Source organism: Nitrospira sp. CR1.1, assembly GCA_014055465.1.
Taxonomy (GTDB): Bacteria; Nitrospirota; Nitrospiria; order Nitrospirales; family Nitrospiraceae; genus Nitrospira_A.
In genome coordinates, this window is the sequence record WIAF01000001.1 from 572,529 (window position 1) to 591,145 (window position 18,617).

An 18,617-nucleotide genomic window follows, 5' to 3' on the forward strand; every position below is an offset into this window, starting at 1 on the left:
GGCGTAGGATGCTCGCGGGTGACTTACCGGGGCAGGATCGACTGGAAGTTTTCGATGGAGTGAAACCTTGCTGAAGGAACCGGCGAGGCTTGAGAGCTCGACTTCGACCGATGAAAGATCCTGCCGATGCCGAATTGCTCAGCCGCCGCGAGACATTGCTCATCGTCGTCGATGTAGAGAGCCCGCGACGGCTCAAATCCAACCAGTTCCCGACAGGTCGGCCAATACTCCGAGCGCATCTTGAGCCATCCCACCTCAAAGGCGTCCACGATCCGATCGACCTGCCGGTGCAGACCGGTCTTCGCGGTTTTCACCTCAACTCCCGCCCGATGCGCATTCGTGAGAATCGTCACGCGCTTTCCCAGCCGCCGCAACGAGAGGAGAAACGCTTCGGCGTCAGGAAGAAACCCGATCATGTGGTCGAGCTCGCGATGCATCGCCACCACATCGATCTGCACCCGCTCCGTCCAATAGTGCAAATCCGTCCAGGCGAGCTCGCCCTCCACGGAGCGATACATGTTCATCAGCCGGTCTTGCGCTTCAGGAAACGTCATCGCATGCTTGACGGCATACCGTCTCGGCAGCTCTTCTTCGAAGAAAAAGTTGTCGAAATGACGGTCCAGCAGCGTGCCGTCCATATCGAGGAGGACATCGTCGATCTTGGTCCAATCGACGGCTGGAGGAGCCTGGCCTGAACGGTGAGGCAGCATCACGGCAGTATAACGGAGACCCGCGGGACAAGACGAGTCATTGTGTTCAACGAAATTTCTATGCTACCGTCGCGAGCTATGTCGCGCACAAAACCTGCTCGTGGTCCCGTAGTCCCGCTCTTCACACTGGAAGGCGGTCGTCTGCCCATTATCGCCCTGGTGGGGCGGCCCAATGTGGGTAAATCGACCCTCTTCAATCGCATTCTCGGCACGCGAGCCGCCATCGTGGACGATGTGCCCGGTGTGACGAGAGATCGCAACTACGCCGATACCAGCTATCGCAACCGCCATTTCCGCCTGGTCGACACCGGCGGACTCGACCCCACGGCCCATGAAGGCATGTTGTCCTTAATCCGGCAACAATCCCAACTTGCAATTGCGGAAGCGGACATCCTGGTCCTGGTCCTCGACGCTCGAGCAGGCCTCACTCCGCCAGATGAAGAAGTGGTGGCGACGTTGCGCGGCTCTGACAAACCGGTATTTTATGTGATCAACAAGGTCGATACGCCGAAGGCCGATCCTCTGGTTGCCGACTTCTATCGCCTAGGGCAGGAGCAGCTGTATCCCCTCTCGGCCGAACATGGCATCGGCGTCGCCGAATTGCTCGACGACCTGTTTCCCCATATGGTCGAGACGCCGGGAGAAGAGACGCTCACGGCAATCCCGCGCATTGCCATCGTTGGGCGCCCAAACGTCGGGAAATCCACCCTGGTGAACTCAGTACTCGGTGAAGCGCGCGTGGTGGTCAGCAACGTGCCTGGAACCACCCGTGATCCGGTGGACTCGATTGCGACCTTCAAGGACCGGCAATATGTCCTGACCGACACGGCCGGCATCCGCCGCCGGGGACGTGTGGAGCGCGGGATCGAGGGCTACAGTGTGGCCCGCTCGCTCCGCGCGATCGGCCGTTCAGATATTGCGGTGCTTCTCCTCGACGCTGAAGAAGGCGTCACGGAACAAGATACCAAGATCGCCGGCCTGGTCCTCAAGCAGGGGCGGGCCTGCATCCTGATTGTGAACAAGTGGGACCTCAAGGCCGACGACGTCGATGCTCGAGAGGCCTACAAACAAGACCTTGAACGCCGCTTTCCTTTCCTCGCCTGGGCGCCGGTTCTCTTTATCTCAGCGCTGGAACAGGATTTCTTGCGCGGCCTGTTCGCCTTGATCGACCAGGTCTACTTTTCGTTTTGCAAACGTGTGCCCACCGGCGCACTGAACCAGTTTTTCCAGGGGCTGCTGGAAAAACATCCATTGCCGGTCAGAAAGGGAAAACCGGCCAAAGCGAGTAAATCGGCCTTTGTGACGCAAGTCGCGACACGCCCTCCGGCCTTTGCGCTATTTGTGGGGCACCCCGACAACATGACCCCGGCCTATCTCCGTTTTCTCGAGAATCAAATCCGGAAAGAATATCATTTTTCCGGCACACCCATTCGTTTGATGACTCGAAAAAAATAATACGCGGAGGGCGGCCACGCGTCTCGGATCACTCGTGCCTCACCCACAACGCTCATCCCGGCTCTTCGATCGTCAACAGACAGACCCCGAAGGCCTTTCAGCTTGACTCATGCCGACCAGCATGTTATTCGCACAGGAGACGTTGTACGCCACGTACGATCCGGCAGGAACCGCTGCTCATCCAAATGGCCGGTTCCTCCCCCGTTCAATCGGCGTGAGACCATTCCAAACCGCATCATTCGATTCAAACGAAGGTACCCCTCGTGAACTCCGACCAACGATTCCGATTTGTTTCACTCTCGTTAAGTGCCGTGCTTTCCCTGAGCTGCCTGCCTGCCGCAAGCTGGGCGGAAACTGCGGCCCCGCTCATCGAACCGCCTCCGCTCGCTGAGCCGGCCGACCCGGTTGTGCCGGAGGCGATTCCGGTTGAACCCGAGCCGACCCGGACCGTCGCCACCGCCCCGGTTTCCCCTTCGGTGCAAGTGTCCGGTTCGATTTGGAGATCGAAACCGGGCATCGTCTTTCTGCAGACGCCGATTGGCCCTCTCTCGCTCAGCTCTAAAACGACGCTGCGCGACGTCAAGAGCTCGCAGAAAATCACGCTCTGGGTCCATGGCACCACCACAGTCATTGATATCCGCGAGAGGGGCGCCGACAAACTGGTGCATCGATATGTGACGGCCATGCCTAACTTCACCTCTCCAGAGAAACACACCCTGGCGCTCTGGACGCCGGACGGGGAACAATCCTTCGCGCTCGGCGGGCTGGCCGCAAAAATTGCCGGACGCTCAGACGAACAACCCTTGACCATCGAAGTCGACGGAGCCGGCACGGTTCGCGGCCTGCATGACGTACAATACGATCTTCAAGTGAATCAGATTCCCCGTACGCCATCATCGGTGCATCTCCTCTTGAACGGCACGGTCTCAAAACTGAAGTCAAACTACGTGTTTCTGAAAACCCCCCTGGGCATCGTCACCGTGAGCGGAAAAACCGGCGTCCGAAACGCCAAGGTCGGACAGGAGATGTCGGTGTGGGTGCAGGATCGGCACGTGGCCATCGACCTGTATCAAGACGATGTGTCCACGCCGTCACGCCGGTTTCTCTCCGGCCCGCTGACCTATGCGCCTGAAGGACAGAGCGCATTGATCATGCAGGGGCCGGAAGGCACACAGTCCATTCCTCTCGCGCAACGGCCGGCGGCCCTCTCGGCAGTGAAAGAAGGCTTGCCGATCACGGTTGAGCTCGGCCGGCAAGGCGAACTCCTCGACGTCCGGCGCGTCAATTAGCCGCTCACCGGCGACACCGTTTGCACCGAGCCGCTCGCTTGACAGGGTCTGAACGCCACCCGTAGACTCGCTGCCGCGTATGGCCTCACGGAAGAAAAGTCCACCGGCGTCTCCTGACGGACACGGCCTGTCTCCCTCCACATCGCCTCCATTCGATCAGCTGTATCGAGACCATGTCGACGTCATGTATCGTTTTGCCTACCGGCTCTGCGGCGAAGCCGAAGCGGCCAAGGACCTGGTGCAGGAAACCTTTCTCAATGCCTATCGCGCCTACGACCGTTTTCGCGGGGATGCGCGGGTGTCGACTTGGCTCTATGCCATCGCCTCCCATGCCTGCCAGCGCATGCGGCGGAAACGCAAAGGCGAGCCGGAGCGCGAGTTGTCTCTCACCGAATTCGTGCCGACGTCGGAAGGCGAGTTTGCGCTGCAGATACCGATGGAGGGGCTGAGTCCGCAGGAAGCCCTCGAAAACAAGGAACTACGGGAGATTCTAGACCGTGCCATCGCCAAATTGCCGCGCAAATACCGTATGGTCCTGGTTCTGCGCGACATGGAAGGCTTGAGCGCCAAAGAAGTGGGAAACATTCTCGGGTTGACCGAGCGCGCAATCAAGTCCAGGCTGCATCGAGCCCGCCTGTTTGTCAGAAAAGAACTGAGCGGAAAAGGGCTCGCGGAAGAATTTCACCACGACGTTGCCACTGTGGACCGATAGTTTGGTATAGTCAAAGAAGAAGCGCTACCATGGCAGACCGCGTACGCACATATCCAGGCACCCGCAAGCCCACCCCGCATCAGCGTCATCGGAAACGGAATTGTGTCAAAGTGCTCCAACAACTCTCGGCCTATCTGGACGATGAGCTGTCCGGCGAGATCTGCCGGGAAATCCGCGCCCACCTCGGCGATTGTCCGAATTGCGAAATTTTCCTCGATTCACTCCGCCAAACGGTTCGGCTCTGCCAGCATCGGCCTTCCCCTTCCCTCTCGGAAAAAGACCGTGCCGCGCTCCGACGCCAGATTTTAAAGGCCGCCGCGACGGCGTAACTGATCGTGATTCGTCCGAAGCCCAGGACGGCTGTGAATGAGCCGTCGGCAGCCGATTTCCTGACGCACCCGGCCCGCAGACAGATCCACTCGTTCCGGCGGTTTCCTCGCGCATTCGCCAACAGTCTCCCGCTCATGTTGTTGCTGGTCAACGGCGTCACCGGCGTCTTGCTCGCCCAGCCCTCTGAAGGACTTCAGCGGGGCCAGATCATTTACCGTGAACATTGCATGGACTGTCATGGCACCACCGGAAAGGGCGATGGCCCCAAGGCCCCGTTTCTGTCGCCGCGCCCGGGGAACCTCATCTCCGCCGCCACCTCCACCAAGACGGACAAGGAGCTGCTCCGTACGATTGCACAAGGCAAGCCCCGCACCGCCATGCCAGGCTGGAAGGATGCGCTACCGGATGAAGACCAGCAAGCCGTGCTCCGATACCTTCGCTCGTTGATTCAATTTTCCGGCTCACCGGCCGTTTCTCCCCCTCCCCCGTAAATTCCTCCTTCCCAAGCCGGACCTCTTTCGTCTGAAAAGAGCCACGTGATAGAGTGACATTCTTTTATCCTCATCGGAGGTCGTTCGCATGATTCGCGGGAACCTGTTCCATCAACGACAGACCATTGCCATCCTCGCCCTGGCGCTCGCCTTCGGTCCCTGGGCTGGAATTGCCGAATCCGCGCCGGCCGCGGGCGGAAAGGGACATGCCAAGACCGGCACCCCCAAAACCACACCGGCTATACAAACCGCCATACGGTATGCTGAAGCACTTTCGCAGGGCGATCGCGTGACCGCCGGGCAATTGGACTTTGCCTGCCAATACCGGCACCTCACCACGTCGCCGGGGAAGGTGAAACACTTCGCGCCAAAGGACGATCCTTCCTACGATGCATGCTGGCAGACCCTGACCGACGCCTATGCGCCGATGCTCACCAGATCGGACATTGCCATGGATGTCATCTGGCCGAGCACCGGTCCGCTGATGTTCTTCGGCGATGACCTTCCAAGAGCGCCTGCCTCGGCCTTCGTGGCGGATGCGGTGGGCATTGCGCCACCGGGTAGCGGGCTTCATGTCACCGCTCTGAACAGCCGCACCATCCCGTCCGGGTCGTTCAAGCTGGCGCGGACAGGCAAAGTTCTGGCCGCTCCGACCACCTTGGTCCAACTTTCTGTGCAATATCAGGATCCACTGACGTCGCCGGTGACCTATGCGGCTGGAAATGTGAAATGGACCAGTACCATCAAGCGTCCGCGGCGAGCCTTGAAATCCGTCACCCTCCAGTGGGTCGTCTTCAGCGGACTGAAGCAACATGGATTTCCGGGAGATACGGCGGTGTTCAATTTGCCGGTACCCTCACAACCGGAAGCGCCCGGCATGATGGCCGATAAAATTCCCTTCACCACCGAAACCAGCCGCGCGTTGCCGAAATCCCTGGCCTGGTGGGGACCGGACGACCAACCGGGCGTCCTGACCGCCGCGGCGGCACGGGCGGCCATCTTTCCAGACTTGCGCGATCGGGTCGCGTTGCTGAACCGCATCTTGATCATCGATCCCAAACAGCCCGACGCCCTGACGGTGTTGACTCGCCATCTCTACAGCGTGCTTCTACGTGAGGCGAGGAACAACCACCAGGTGCCGGTCAAAGACCCGGCGCTCGGCATCGTGCTGGACGAGTTTTATTGGAACATTTATGCGCAAGGGATGCGCCTGGACCTGTCCAACGGCATGGAAATGGGCGGCCTGTCACAACCCGCGCCGGCAGATTTTCTCTATCGCCTCATCCCGGCGCTCCAAACCCTCGCCGAGATCCGGCCGGAACAACTCGACAACCGGTTTCGGCTCGGGATCGCCTATCGCTGGAACAACGATCAGATTCCGATGGTCGAAACCTTCGAAGCCCTGGTCAAGGATATTCCTGAGCATCGGCGAACACCAAAGGCTGAAGCACTGCTGCAACTGGCCTGGTCTCGCATCAACAAGGTATCCTGGAACCGCATTCTGCATGACACGGAAACCCCGCGAGCCTATGCCAATGCCGAAGCGTCGCTGGCCCAGGCCGAGCTCCCCCTGGATAAGTTCCTCGCAGAATATGCCATGGCCTACAGCATGATCTTTCTGCCCAACTATGGGGATAAGGCGAAGATGCTCCATCACCTCACCGAAGCCAAACGCTGGTTCGATGAAGTGCCGGGCAAAACGGATGAGGCGTGGCGCTATTTCCTCCACACGGGCCTGCTGAAAGCGGTGCTGGACGCTGATCCGATATTCGCTCCCATCCTGGCGACGGCTCCCTAGCTGATCGCGAAAACGGCCACCGATCGGGCGGCGAGGGCCCGCCGAGCCCTTCGCCGTCCGCTGGTCGTGCCATCGTCCCGTGGCCGCGCCCATCCTTCCGTGCCTTGTCAACGCGGACAAGCTGTGGTAACGATGACGCCCAGCACTGAGCGGGAGAATCCCATGCCGAACGCAGCACAGCATCGCAGCGCGCAGAGAATGACCGGCATCGCCTTCCTCATGGTCTCCTATCTCAATCTGACCGCCTGTTCCATCTTCGGCGGGAGTTCGCAATCATTGACTGTGAATTCTGATCCGCCGGGAGCCAATGTCTTGATCAACGGCACCCTTGCCGGCACAACGCCGCTTCAACAACAGGTTCCGCGCCGGGGAGATCTCACGGTCGAGGTGCAAAAGGCCGGCTATAAACCCCAGTCACGAATGACCGGCCGGAAACTCAGTAGCGTCGGCATCGTCGATGTCATCGGAGGAGCGTTATTCTTGCTACCGTTGCTGGGTCTTATTGCGCCGGGCGCCTGGGAGCAAGACCCCGGCATGATCGGTATCACGCTCGAACCGGACAACTCTCAACCTGCGCAGGCTCAATAACCTCCGGGCTCGCATGAGCTGCGAGGGGTGCACGTAAGGAACAGGGACTATGATTGACGTCAAAGGTTACGCCGCCCGCACCGCGAAATCCCGACTTGCCCCGTTTACGTTTTCACGAAGAAACGTGGGAAGGCAGGACGTGCTTATCGGCATTCGCTACTGCGGGATTTGTCATTCGGACGTGCACCAGGCTCGGGATGAATGGGGCGGCTCGATCTTCCCCATGGTGCCGGGACATGAGATCGTGGGAGTCGTCGAGCAGGTGGGCGCCGCGGTCACACGGTTCAAGGTCGGACAAATGGTCGGGGTCGGGTGTTTTGTCGATTCCTGCCGGACTTGCCCGCAATGCAAAAAAGGCCAAGAACAGTACTGCGAAGGCCATCTCAGCTTTACCTACAACGGGAAGGAGCGGGACGGCGTCACGACCACCTATGGCGGCTACTCCACCAAGGTGGTCGTGGATCAGCGGTATGTCCTTCGCATCCCCAAGCAATTGCGTCCCGAGGAGGCCGCACCGCTTCTGTGCGCCGGCATTACAACCTACTCCCCCTTACACCACTGGGGAGTGGGCAAGAAACATCGCTTGGCAGTTGTCGGCCTGGGAGGGCTGGGGCACATGGCCGTGAAAATCGGACGAGCCCTGGGCGCGCGCGTGACCGTGCTGAGCCATTCGGACAAAAAACGGCGTGATGCGAAGCGATTGGGCGCCAGTGACTTCTTCAAGACGTCCGACCCCAAGACATTCACCGCCCTGGCTACGCAGTTCGACTTCATTCTGGACACCGTCTCAGCGCCCCATGACCTGGATGCGCAACTGGAATTGCTCAAGACCGACGGCACGATGATTCTCGTCGGCGCGCCGGACAAACCGGCGCAACTGGGAGCCTTTCCGTTGATCCTCAAACGGCGGAGGCTGGTGGGCTCATTGATCGGCGGCATTCAGGAAACGCAGGAGATGTTGGACTTCTGCGCGAAGCACCAATGCGGCGCCGACGTGGAGGTCATCCCGATTCAGAAAGTGAATGAGGCGTACGATCGCGTGGTTCGCGGCGACGTGCGGTACCGCTTCGTCATCGACATGGGCTCGCTCGCCTAACGTTTCTCGCACGGATTCCGCGACTTCTCACACGCATTCAAGCGTGAACATTACGCAGACTGTGAGCCGACTGAGCATCGGGACTGCGGCTCCAGCCAGCGGGATCGGATGATGGGACTCGGAGCAAGGCAGGGCAACCTCAAAGCTGCCCTGCAATCCACATATTGTCAACATGCCATGCCAAGGCGCCGCGCTGCTTCTCCATCGCACCTTGCGCCGGACACTACCGCTTCGCGGCCAGTTCCGAGAAATAATGGGCGAAGGCCTTTATACCGCCGGAGGCCTGCCCCCAATCGAAATATTCGTTCGGCGCATGGTAGCCGTGCTCGGGCAGGCTCAGGCCCATGAAGAGGATCGGAACCTTCCAGGCCTTTTGCATCGTGACCACCGCGCCGATCGAGCCGCCTTCGCGGATAAACGCCGGCTCCTTGCCAAATCCGGCCTTCACGGCGCGTTTCACCGCATCGACGTACGGCCCGTCAAACACGCCTCTGAACGGATGCAACATCCCCTCGCGCTCGACCTTCACTGCCGGATTCAACTTGGCGACATGTTTCCTGAGCAGCGCGAAGGCCTTCTCTGGAGTCTGATTCGGCACAAGTCGCATACTGACCTTCAGTTCCCCATGGCCCGGCACCACCGTCTTCACCCCCGGCCCATGATAGCCGCCGGTGAGTCCATGCACCTCAAACGTCGGCGCGGCCCAGATCCGCCGCATGACCTCGGCCGGATCGTGCGTGCGCAACGTCTTGAACCCGTAAGCCTGCTTGAACTTGCTCACTTGAAATCCAGACTGCAAGAAACTCTTGATCTCTGCCTTGGTCGGCTCGACCACATCGTCATAGAAGCCCGGAATCTTCACCTTACCGGTCTTGGCATCCACACAGGCATGGACGATGTCCATCAACTCGGCCAACGGATTACGCGCCGCGCCGCCCGTCACCCCCGAGTGGGCGTCCTTGGAGCCGGTACGCAGGACGAGCCGCGCGCCGAGCAAACCGCGCAAGCCATAGGGCATCGCCGGCTGGTTCTTGGACAGCCAGATCGTATCCGAAATCACCACCGAGTCCGGACGCGGGATCGCCGCGTGATTCTTGATGGCCGCCGCAAAGCTGGGACTGCCGTTTTCCTCTTCCAGTTCCCACAAGAATCGCACATTGATGGGCACCCCCTGCTCGATCGCATAACGGGCGCCGAACAAGGCCGCCAACGCCGGGCCTTTGTCGTCCGTCGCCCCTCGCCCCCGGTAGATGCCGTTGTCGTTGTGAAATGCAAATGGAGACTGTTTCCATTCAGGTTCCTGCGCCGGCTGGACATCCATGTGATTGTAGACCGTCACAGTGGGGAATTTTTGATCGACCGTCCAGCCGCCTGACACGACCGGATAGCCGGGCGTTTCGACGATGTGGGCTTCCGCTCCGGCCACCCGCAGATATTGCGCTGCCAGTTCGGCCATGCGCCGCACATCCGGCGCATGCCGAGGATCCATACTGATGGACGGAATTTCTACCGCCTGCCCGAGCATATCTTCATACTGGGGGCGAATATCCTTGATGTACGTCCCTATCTGCCGTTGCACGTCGCTCATTGCTGCTCCTTCCCGATCTTCAGTGCGGATTGTCGAATTCCCGCAAACTGTTTTCTCGATCACGACTCACTACGTACGACTCAACCCACGTCTTGGCGATTATATCCACTCGGAACATGAAAGCCTATGTTGACCACGATCGAGGCAAAGCATGTAGAATGACACCGATGAGCCTCACCATATTTCACTATGCACGGCATCTGAGCGCGGGCCTGTGTGCCTGCCTGACGTGGTGTCTTTTTTCCAGCGTCAGCCCGGTTTCGGCACAAGAAGCCGTGGCCGTGCAGGACGTGCTCGCCGATCCCGCGCTGTTTCATCTGCGACAGATCACGCTCAAAGGCACCGTGCGGCAGGTCCAGCCGCTCGATCCCTATGAGATCCCGGCCGGCTCAACCTGTTACGGCGGTTATCTCTTCAACCTGGAAGATGACACGGCGACCCTGTCCATCGCGGTGCCCGGACTGTGCGGCGTGCCGCTGGTGAAGGATCCCGATGTGGAAGACGGCGCACGCGTGGCGGTGGAGGCAACGATCCAGGCTCCCAGCCATGGAGGGTATGCCTTGAGCTTTAAGGGCGCCAAAATCGCGATGGATCAAGAAGGGATTGTGCAGGGGATTGCGAACCGGATCACGCCGTTGGCGGAATAACCGATGACCAATCGTCCACTTGAACAGACTCCCCGCATCGCCGCTCCCGCCCACACACGCGTCGGCTGGATCGGCACCGGCGTGATGGGGGCCTCCATGTGCCGGCACCTCCAGTCAGCCCACTATCGCCTTACGCTGTACACGCGGACACGCAGCAAAGCGTCGGCCATTCTTGCCAAGGGAGCGACCTGGGCCGATTCCCCACAGGCGGTAGCCGAGCAAACCGACATCCTCATCACCATGGTGGGGTTTCCACAGGACGTGCGCGAGGTGTACTTCGGCGACCATGGCGTGCTGACAGGCGCAAGCGCGGGCATGGTGCTGGTCGATATGACCACGACCCAACCATCACTCGCACAGGAGATCGCGGTTGCTGCTCACGCGCACGGAGCCCTGGCGGTCGATGCGCCGGTGTCCGGCGGGGATATCGGCGCGCGCGACGCGACGCTGTCGATCATGATCGGCGGCGCCCCCAGCGCTGTGCAAACGATCATGCCGCTCCTCGAATGTCTGGGCAGGAAGATCGTTCACCAGGGCGGGCCAGGTTCCGGTCAACATACCAAGCTGTGCAATCAAATCGTGATTGCCGGCACGATGATCGGTGTCTGCGAAAGCCTGCTGTACGGGTATCAGGCCGGACTCGAACTGCCGCGCATGCTGGAGTCGATCCGCGGCGGCGCCGCCGCCTGCTGGACGCTGGATCACCTGGCGCCCCGCATCCTGGCTCGGAATTTCGATCCTGGATTTTTCGTCGACCATTTCATCAAAGATATGGGCATTGCACTGGAAGAAGCGCGACGGCGACCGCTGACCCTCCCCGGGCTGACGCTCGCGCATCACCTGTATGAGAAGGTGCAGGCGCTGGGTCACGGCCGATCCGGAACGCACGCGCTGATGCTGGCGCTCGAAGCCTTTTCCAACATCGATCGGACCAAACCCTCGACCTCACTCTAATCACAGGAGCCGCATGAGAACGGGTACGCATCCTCTTGTTCTGGCACTCATCTGTACGATCGCCTGCACCGCCTGCACGGGAGCCCGCGGTCTGAACCGCCACATCCTGCAGGAATCCTTTCATGACCATCCGGAAGTGGCGACTGATCGAGACATCGCTGCCACCATGGCGCTTCGAGCCTCCTTGCCGACGCCTTATCGGCTGGCCATTTATTTCAAACATGAGGACTTTCCCAGCCGGCCGGCCCTGCAACGCGTGGACTGGGTCAGCTCCGACGGCGCCCGCGTGCAACGGGCGCTGGAGCCGGTACAGGAAGAAGGCATTCTTCAACGGACCTTCCTGCTCGCCAATTCAACCGTGCAAGGCAGTACCTTTCGTGACATCCGGCTGGCCGCCGCCCGCTACAATGCCGACGCGATTCTCATCATCGACGGGGCCTCGGCCCTTGAACGATACAACAACGGCCATGCCTGGTGGTATGCCACCGGGATCGGCGCCTACTTTGCCCACGGCACGGAAAGCCACGCGCTGTTCATGATGGAAGGCACATTGTGGGATGTCCGGACGGGCTATCTGTACGGCACTCAAACGGCGGAAGGGGAGACGACCCTTATTGGCCCGGCGCCGTCACTCGACAACAAAGCCGCCATCGCCGAGGCCAAGGATGTGGCGATGGCACGGTTCGGCAGAGAACTCGCCGATATGCTGCGGCTGGTTCGAGAGAAGGCGCGGGCGGAAAAGTAGCCGACGACAGGCGTCACCTGTTGGTCTCACGAAATCCGGATGATCACAGCATCGTCACTTCGCAGGACGCGCAGGGGTTAGAACCGAAAGACCATATCGGCGCCGACCAGATAGAGGTTCTTCTCCGTTCCCAGGTCAAACGCAGGCCTCGTATAGCAGCGGTAGAATCCCACCTCGGGACGTATCATCACGACATCATTGAGCTGATGGGTGAGCCCGATCGCATGGGTCGAATAATGCCCGGCAATCCCCGCACGCATGCCTCGATCATCACGCCACCACTCATTGCGCACCGTGATAAAGTCGCGCTTGGCCACCTGAACCATGGTGTAGTTCAGAATGCCGTACGCTTGGGAAAGCCCAGGGAGCAGCATTCCTTTTCCGCTCCCCCCGAACGATTGAAACGGCCCGATGATCGGAGTCCCGCCAACCACCGCATCCCGTTGCCACATGTAGATGGCGGCAAGCTTCGAATGCACAGCCTGGGTAAACCGGTGTTGCCAGGTCCCCACGACGTAGTTGAAATTGTCGTGGCCGGCCGGCTGTCCGTTTTCCTCGAAGTGGCGGAACTTCGCCGAGTTGACGTTGTTCAAGACCACATACGCAGCATCGTTATTGTCGAGCGACACCCACCGGATCCCCACCATGCCCGTCGGCGTCGCCCCCTTATACCAGGGGGCCATGTCAGTCCCCGAATGGACTGCGCCCTGAATCGTCCACTGTTGATTGAGCATGAGGGTCGCCAGAGCCCCGGTCTGCGTGTAGGTGTCAAACGTAAACTGCAGCGAATGGGTCGCCATGTAGTTATCCGGCGCGAACTGGGTCTCGATGTCCGGCGTCGCCACCCAACGGCCTAGACGGAGAATGAGCCCTTGCGCGATACCGGGAATATAGACATCCGCGTAAAACTCGGTCGGATCGTAGCCATAGCGCAGGTTCTGCTTGAGGAGTTGGTGGCTGAACCAGCCTCCGGAGGTCATATAGCGATAATTGCTTCCGTACAGGCTCGTGATGCGGAACCCCCAATCGACATGGTCGGTCTGAACGGTATCGACCTCCCGCTCGACTTTGAGAATGGCCTGTTCAAGCACGACCGACTTGGGAATGATCCAATACGACGTGGGTTGGTTCGAGTTATTGGCGTTACTCCAGTTGTACGACCCGTTGACCCAGCCATAGGTCTTGATCCGGTTCTCCTTCATCGCGTCACCGAGCCAGGTCCCGCCCAGGGCTTTCATGAGCGGATATTCTTTCGTTCCCACCGGCACGCCGACCAGGGGTGAACCTTGATACTCAGAGCTTGGATAGGGCGGCGAATCCCAGGGAGCCGGAAGCGCGCGGCGAGCAGGCTCCGGTCCGCTGGCCCCCGTATCCGGGCTTGGAGCGAATTCGTCGGCGTAGGCCCGAAACAACCGCTTCAGAAACCAGGGACGCTCCTCTGGCTGAGCCGACGTTGAATCAACACGAAAGTCGGTTGTGGACACATCGCCGCCCTGCGGTAACGGTTGCGCCCAACCGGTGACACAAACCACCGACGTCAACAGCAATATGGCCCCAGCCCCCGTCACAACTCTATGCCTCATCTCACTCACCGACTGCCTCCTTGCCTCGCCTCTTACTGCTCATACTCAAACCATTGCCACACATAGCTGCCGCTCCATCTCGTCGCACACTCTTCCCGCACCGTCACCCTCACCCTTTCGCGACGAACGCGCGCAGGTCATCGAAAAATCAGGAGGAGATGTACACTGAACTGCGGGAAGAATGGAACCGGAAAAGTACACGGAGCGAACTCACTCTTGATTATTTGTCCGGATCGACAGGCGCCTGCCGGAGTGTTTCCAACACCGCGAGAATCTCCGACGGCCGGGGAGGGCAACCGGCAATACGGACATCGACCGGAATGTGGCGGTCTACCGGACCCGTCACCGCGTAACTGTTCTTGAACAGGCCGCAATTGATCGCGCAATCACCCAGCGCGATAACGAGCTTCGGATCGGCTGTCGCCTTGTAGACATCTTTCAACGCACGCTCCATATTAACGGTCACCGGTCCCGTCACGACCAGCGCATCGGCATGACGCGGCGACGCAGCAATATGGACCCCGAACCGCTCCACGTCATAGACCGGATTGGCCAGCGCATTCATTTCCATCTCGCAGGCATTGCACGACCCGGTGTCCACCTCTCGGATCGTAAGGGACCGCCTGAACGGCTTGGCCTTCTCGATCGTCTCACGACTCACCGGCTCTTGGAGCGCCTTCGCTGCAGGATACTGTCCCGTCACAATACCGGTCGCGAGACTCTTCTTAATGATCCGAAACATGGCCTCTCCGTGGACATGGTGCGGGCACAACTCCGGTGATCCGTTTGAATATTGTGCTACAGATCATTGCCTGCATAGGACAAATTAAAACTTTTATTAATCAACGGAAAATCCGGCACGATATTCCCCACCGCCGCCCACTGAATCGCCGGCCAGTGCACAAATGACGGATCCCGGACTTTGCACCGATGAATCCGTCCCTCTTCGCCTGCCATGACGACATAGAAAATTTCGCCGCGCCAGCCTTCGACGGCCGATATCGCCCACTGCCCGGGCGTCGGATGCTCGGCCGGCCGCGTGATGAGAGGCCCCATCGGCAATTGCCGGCGAAGCGCATGGATCAGGCGGATCGATTCATGCACTTCATCCATCCGCACCCGCATGCGAGCACGGACATCTCCGTACCGATACACGGCCACCGCCGGTGGACACTCGTGATACGCAGCGAATGGCCGGTCTCGACGAAGATCCCTGTCGATGCCGGAGGCGCGGCCCACGACGCCCATGACCGCATGATCCCACGCGATACTTTCCGCCAGCACTCCCGTGTTCTCTAATCGCTCTGTCAGAGAGGCATTCGCAAAGAGTATTTTCTCAATCCCGGAAAATTCCTGTTCAATGGCTTGTAATTCCGCCTCGACTTGCGACAATTGCACGCCGGAGAGATCGATCGATACACCTCCGACCGAATTCACCCCCCGTAGAAAACGCGACCCGGTCAGGCGATCGTTGAGCTGCATGAGCTGTTCTTTCATACGGCCGCAGTGGGCATGCGCCAGGGCATAGGCCGTATCGTTACAGATGGCGCCGATATCGCCAATGTGATTGTGTACCCGCTCAAGCTCCAAAAAGAGGCTCCGGAGATACCGGGCGCGCGGCGGCACAGTGATCCCCAGAAGCATCTCCACCGCCTGGCAGTAGGCGAGACTATGGCCGACCGAGGTATCGCCAGACACGCGCTCCGCGAGCGGCACGGCTTCCATCAAGCAGTGTTGCTCGAACAGTTTTTCCACCCCGCGATGTTTCCAGAAATGGCGTACTTCGATCTGCATGATGGGCTCGCCGGCCACTGAAAATCTGAAATGGCCCGGCTCGATGATGCCCGCATGGATGGGCCCGACGGGAACTTCAAAGACTCCCTCACCATGAATTTTCCGGAAGGCATATTCTCCCTGCTCCCGTCCTAACACCCGATCCCAGGGAAAATCTTTTTTCAACGGGTGAGATCCTTTCGGCCAATGTTCATGACGCACGAGCCGACGCAGATCAGGATGGCCAACCGGAATCAGTCCGAACAGATCCCGGATCTCCCGTTCATACCATTTCGCCGCATGAAGGTGAGGAGTGATCGACGGAAACTCCCGCTCATCTCCATGCAGATCTGTTGCGAGCAGGAGCCAGTCTTTGCGGTCCGCCAACGTGAAGAGATAGCAGAGTTCGTAGCGCGCGTCGCGAGGGCGATGATCGGCCGCCCAGAGCAGCGACAGCGATCCTCGCAAATTCGGGTTCGTATGCAGAAAATGGGCGACCGTCGGCAGATCCTGCTTCTTCACCCTGAGCATCGGGATGCCGTGAACGGCGCACACCTCCGTGATGGCCTGCGTAAACGCCGCTTGCACCTGCTCGACCGCCGGACGCGCGTCGCTCATACGGTCACCTCACCACAATCACGTTGACGGCCCTGGTCAGCAACGTCTGAATCGGCTCGGGAAGAACGAATCCAAGCCCCAACAACGCGACGATCATGATCATCAGCGGCACATGGCCGGCGGTCCACGACTCTCCCTGAGCGATACCGGCCGGGGGAGTGCCCCACACCATGGCCCCGACGCGAAACATAAATCCGCCGAACAACACCACGGCAAAAAACAGAAACAGCACGACGATGCCGAGGCTGCGCATCTCATCCGAGATCGTCATCGTCACAAACCGTCCGACATGCACCGTATCGGAGGAAAAGTCTTGCGCGGCCACCGCCGACACGACCAATAACTCACTGACGAACGGCGAGAACGGCGGTAGCCCGACCAACGCGCACCCCGCCACGAGAATCGCCACAGCGGTAATCGGTTGCGCACGCGCTAGCCCTCGCACCCCGTCGATTTCCAGAGTATCGAATCGCCGATGGATATTGCCCGCGACGAAAAAGGCCAACGCTTTGGCCACGGCGTGATTGAGCAAATGAAAGAGGCCACCGAAGGTGCCGATCGTCCCGCCGACTCCGAAGCCGATCATGGCCAGCCCCATATGTTCGATACTCGAATAGGCAAACAGCCGCTTGTAGTTGTGTTGAATCAGGATGAACAGGGAGGCCACGATGAACGAGAGCAACCCGAAAGTCAGCAGCAGATTGCCGGTGAACTCCGGAGGGAGCGCCTGGTCCACCAGCGCCTTGCTGCGCAACACGGTATAGACCGCCACCGTCTCCAACACCCCGGCCAACATCGCCGCAATCGGCGCCGGCGCTTCACTGTAGGCATCAGGCAACCAGGTATGCATGGGAACCAGACCCACCTTCGTGCCGTACCCGACGAGGATAAAAATGAACGCCAGCTTGAGCACATTGGGGTCCAACTGGTTCGCTACGCCGATCAACGCGGTGATATTGAGCGCCGAGCTCGCATCGCCAAGGACTCGCACAGAGGAGTAATAGGTGAGCACCACGCCGAAGAGCGCGAGGGCGATGCCCACCGAACAGAGGATCAGATATTTCCAACCGGCTTCGAGGGATTCCCGCCTGCGGAAAAAGGCGATCAAGAAAGTCGTCGCGAGAGTGGTCCCCTCCAGGGCCACCCACTGCACGCCGAGACTGTTCGCCACCGTCGCGGCGACCATCGCAAACAGGAACATATGGAAGAGGAAAAAGAAGTGACCGAGACGCTTCGGCGCGATGACGCCCCGGGCGACTCGATCGTCCATGTAGGACCACATGTAAAGGGAACAGGACAGGCCGATGGCCGTGATGATCACCAGAATAAAGTCCGAGAGCGCATCCACGTAAACAAAACCGCCCAATGTCGTCACTGACCCTTCGGCCAGCACCTGCCTCGTCAGTGCCGTCTCGGCCCCGGCCAACGCCAGCATTGTGGAAAAGTTCACGACGTGCAGGACCCGGGCGCGGTGGATCACCAGGCTGAGCAGACCGGCAAGTACCGGCCCTGTCAGCAGGACGATCACCGACCACATACAGCACCTACTCGCAGCTCATGCGTCATCGAGCGACTCATTCCTTCAGCACCGTCAGCGTGCTGGTGTCCACGCTATCGAATGTATCCTGCAACCGATGCGTGTAAATGCCGACAATCAACCCGGCCACCAGCACATCGAAGAACACGCCCAATTCAACGATCAGCGGCATGCCGTACGCGGCCGCCGTAGCGCCCAGGAAGACTCCGTTCTCCATGACCAGAAAGCCGACCATCTGCGTGATCGCCTTCTGGCGGGCGATCATAGTGAAAAATCCGATCAAAATAATGGCCAGCGCAATGGCCAGAGAATCGCGCGTCAGCAGGTAGCCGAGCGGAATGATGGGCTGCGTGATAAAGAACGCGATGATCACCAACGTGCCGCAGATCAGCAGGCCCGCCGGAATGTTGACATTCATCCCAAGCTCACGGGAAACATTCAGACGCTCGATGACCTTCCGGAGAATGCGAGGCAGCACGATTACTTTGATGACGATCGTCAGGGCCGCCGCGAAATAAATGTGCTTATGTCCGGTCAGAAATGCGACGAGCGCGGCGGTCGCCGCCAGAAACGCGGACTGCAGCGCAAACAGATCCACACAGGCCGACAATCGACGCTGCGCCACGATCGCAAAACAACAGAGCAGCAGCAGGACCGAGCAGAGGTCGACGAGTTGTGAGCCCAATTGGGTGGAAGCCGACAC

The 18,617-nt window shown here is 59.7% G+C and carries 18 protein-coding genes; 11 read left to right on the forward strand and 7 right to left on the reverse strand.

What is annotated here, in order from left to right; all coding sequences use genetic code 11:
• Positions 1–23: 23 nt before the first annotated feature.
• Positions 24–713: an HAD hydrolase-like protein gene (locus GDA65_02815; GenBank protein ID MBA5861629.1), complete on the reverse strand. Its 690-nt coding sequence runs from the start codon at positions 711–713 to the stop codon at positions 24–26.
• A 57-nt stretch (positions 714–770) separates the two neighbouring features.
• Here GDA65_02815 and der point away from each other — a divergent pair, with 57 nt between their 5' ends.
• The 8 genes from der (at position 771) to GDA65_02855 (ending at position 8,469) form a co-directional block, all read left to right on the forward strand.
• Positions 771–2,165, forward strand: coding sequence for a ribosome biogenesis GTPase Der (gene der / locus GDA65_02820; GenBank protein MBA5861630.1), 1,395 nt, complete (start codon positions 771–773; stop codon positions 2,163–2,165).
• Between the two features lie 263 nt (positions 2,166–2,428).
• The gene (locus tag GDA65_02825) at positions 2,429–3,454 is read left to right on the forward strand and encodes a hypothetical protein (protein MBA5861631.1); all 1,026 of its coding nucleotides are present in this window, start codon (positions 2,429–2,431) and stop codon (positions 3,452–3,454) included.
• A 79-nt stretch (positions 3,455–3,533) separates the two neighbouring features.
• Complete coding sequence (locus GDA65_02830) at positions 3,534–4,166, forward strand: sigma-70 family RNA polymerase sigma factor (GenBank protein MBA5861632.1); 633 nt, start codon at positions 3,534–3,536, stop codon at positions 4,164–4,166.
• Between the two features lie 29 nt (positions 4,167–4,195).
• Positions 4,196–4,495 (forward strand): hypothetical protein, encoded by a 300-nt coding sequence (locus tag GDA65_02835; GenBank protein ID MBA5861633.1) that lies wholly within the window; start codon positions 4,196–4,198, stop codon positions 4,493–4,495.
• A gap of 6 nt (positions 4,496–4,501) precedes the next feature.
• A complete protein-coding gene (locus tag GDA65_02840; protein MBA5861634.1) occupies positions 4,502–4,987 on the forward strand; it encodes a c-type cytochrome in 486 nt (161 codons plus the stop codon).
• A gap of 88 nt (positions 4,988–5,075) precedes the next feature.
• Complete coding sequence (locus tag GDA65_02845; GenBank protein ID MBA5861635.1) at positions 5,076–6,785, forward strand: hypothetical protein; 1,710 nt, start codon at positions 5,076–5,078, stop codon at positions 6,783–6,785.
• A 132-nt stretch (positions 6,786–6,917) separates the two neighbouring features.
• Entirely contained in the window at positions 6,918–7,373 is a 456-nt protein-coding gene (locus GDA65_02850) for a PEGA domain-containing protein (protein MBA5861636.1), read from the forward strand.
• Positions 7,374–7,422: 49 nt separating this feature from the next.
• Complete coding sequence (locus GDA65_02855) at positions 7,423–8,469, forward strand: alcohol dehydrogenase catalytic domain-containing protein (protein MBA5861637.1); 1,047 nt, start codon at positions 7,423–7,425, stop codon at positions 8,467–8,469.
• 223 nt (positions 8,470–8,692) lie between these two features.
• Here the strand turns inward: GDA65_02855 and GDA65_02860 are convergent, their stop codons facing one another.
• Positions 8,693–10,057, reverse strand: a complete 1,365-nt coding sequence (locus GDA65_02860; protein MBA5861638.1) for a M20/M25/M40 family metallo-hydrolase — start codon at positions 10,055–10,057, stop codon at positions 8,693–8,695.
• Positions 10,058–10,224: 167 nt separating this feature from the next.
• Between GDA65_02860 and GDA65_02865 the strand changes: the two genes are divergently transcribed.
• Genes GDA65_02865 through GDA65_02875 form a run of 3 tightly spaced genes read left to right on the forward strand, consistent with a single transcriptional unit; the run spans position 10,225 to position 12,403 of the window.
• The gene (locus GDA65_02865) at positions 10,225–10,704 is read left to right on the forward strand and encodes a hypothetical protein (protein ID MBA5861639.1); all 480 of its coding nucleotides are present in this window, start codon (positions 10,225–10,227) and stop codon (positions 10,702–10,704) included.
• 3 nt (positions 10,705–10,707) lie between these two features.
• Positions 10,708–11,658 (forward strand): NAD-binding protein, encoded by a 951-nt coding sequence (locus GDA65_02870; protein MBA5861640.1) that lies wholly within the window; start codon positions 10,708–10,710, stop codon positions 11,656–11,658.
• A gap of 13 nt (positions 11,659–11,671) precedes the next feature.
• Entirely contained in the window at positions 11,672–12,403 is a 732-nt protein-coding gene (locus tag GDA65_02875; protein ID MBA5861641.1) for a hypothetical protein, read from the forward strand.
• 77 nt (positions 12,404–12,480) lie between these two features.
• Here the strand turns inward: GDA65_02875 and GDA65_02880 are convergent, their stop codons facing one another.
• The 5 genes from GDA65_02880 to GDA65_02900 form a co-directional block, all read right to left on the reverse strand.
• Positions 12,481–13,995 carry an outer membrane beta-barrel protein gene (locus GDA65_02880; protein ID MBA5861642.1) on the reverse strand — a complete coding sequence of 505 codons (1,515 nt, stop codon included), beginning with the start codon at positions 13,993–13,995 and terminating at the stop codon, positions 12,481–12,483.
• A 211-nt stretch (positions 13,996–14,206) separates the two neighbouring features.
• Positions 14,207–14,728: an NADH-quinone oxidoreductase subunit NuoB gene (gene nuoB / locus GDA65_02885; protein ID MBA5861643.1), complete on the reverse strand. Its 522-nt coding sequence runs from the start codon at positions 14,726–14,728 to the stop codon at positions 14,207–14,209.
• Between the two features lie 56 nt (positions 14,729–14,784).
• Positions 14,785–16,377: a hydrogenase large subunit gene (locus GDA65_02890; GenBank protein MBA5861644.1), complete on the reverse strand. Its 1,593-nt coding sequence runs from the start codon at positions 16,375–16,377 to the stop codon at positions 14,785–14,787.
• A gap of 4 nt (positions 16,378–16,381) precedes the next feature.
• Positions 16,382–17,914: a hydrogenase 4 subunit F gene (locus GDA65_02895; protein MBA5861645.1), complete on the reverse strand. Its 1,533-nt coding sequence runs from the start codon at positions 17,912–17,914 to the stop codon at positions 16,382–16,384.
• Positions 17,915–17,951: 37 nt separating this feature from the next.
• The gene (locus tag GDA65_02900) at positions 17,952–18,617 is read right to left on the reverse strand and encodes a hydrogenase (GenBank protein MBA5861646.1); all 666 of its coding nucleotides are present in this window, start codon (positions 18,615–18,617) and stop codon (positions 17,952–17,954) included.

Bases quoted from the DNA above. Each gene is read 5' to 3' on its own strand.
- GDA65_02855 (MBA5861637.1), top strand. From the start codon at position 7,423: ATGATTGACGTCAAAGGTTACGCCGCCCGCACCGCGAAATCCCGACTT.
- GDA65_02835 (MBA5861633.1), top strand. From the start codon at position 4,196: ATGGCAGACCGCGTACGCACATATCCAGGCACCCGCAAGCCCACCCCG.
- GDA65_02895 (MBA5861645.1), bottom strand. From the start codon at position 17,914: ATGTGGTCGGTGATCGTCCTGCTGACAGGGCCGGTACTTGCCGGTCTG.
- GDA65_02870 (MBA5861640.1), top strand. From the start codon at position 10,708: ATGACCAATCGTCCACTTGAACAGACTCCCCGCATCGCCGCTCCCGCC.
- GDA65_02890 (MBA5861644.1), bottom strand. From the start codon at position 16,377: ATGAGCGACGCGCGTCCGGCGGTCGAGCAGGTGCAAGCGGCGTTTACG.
- GDA65_02850 (MBA5861636.1), top strand. From the start codon at position 6,918: ATGACGCCCAGCACTGAGCGGGAGAATCCCATGCCGAACGCAGCACAG.
- der (MBA5861630.1), top strand. From the start codon at position 771: ATGCTACCGTCGCGAGCTATGTCGCGCACAAAACCTGCTCGTGGTCCC.
- GDA65_02865 (MBA5861639.1), top strand. From the start codon at position 10,225: ATGAGCCTCACCATATTTCACTATGCACGGCATCTGAGCGCGGGCCTG.
- GDA65_02830 (MBA5861632.1), top strand. From the start codon at position 3,534: ATGGCCTCACGGAAGAAAAGTCCACCGGCGTCTCCTGACGGACACGGC.
- GDA65_02860 (MBA5861638.1), bottom strand. From the start codon at position 10,057: ATGAGCGACGTGCAACGGCAGATAGGGACGTACATCAAGGATATTCGC.
- GDA65_02845 (MBA5861635.1), top strand. From the start codon at position 5,076: ATGATTCGCGGGAACCTGTTCCATCAACGACAGACCATTGCCATCCTC.
- GDA65_02875 (MBA5861641.1), top strand. From the start codon at position 11,672: ATGAGAACGGGTACGCATCCTCTTGTTCTGGCACTCATCTGTACGATC.
- nuoB (MBA5861643.1), bottom strand. From the start codon at position 14,728: ATGTTTCGGATCATTAAGAAGAGTCTCGCGACCGGTATTGTGACGGGA.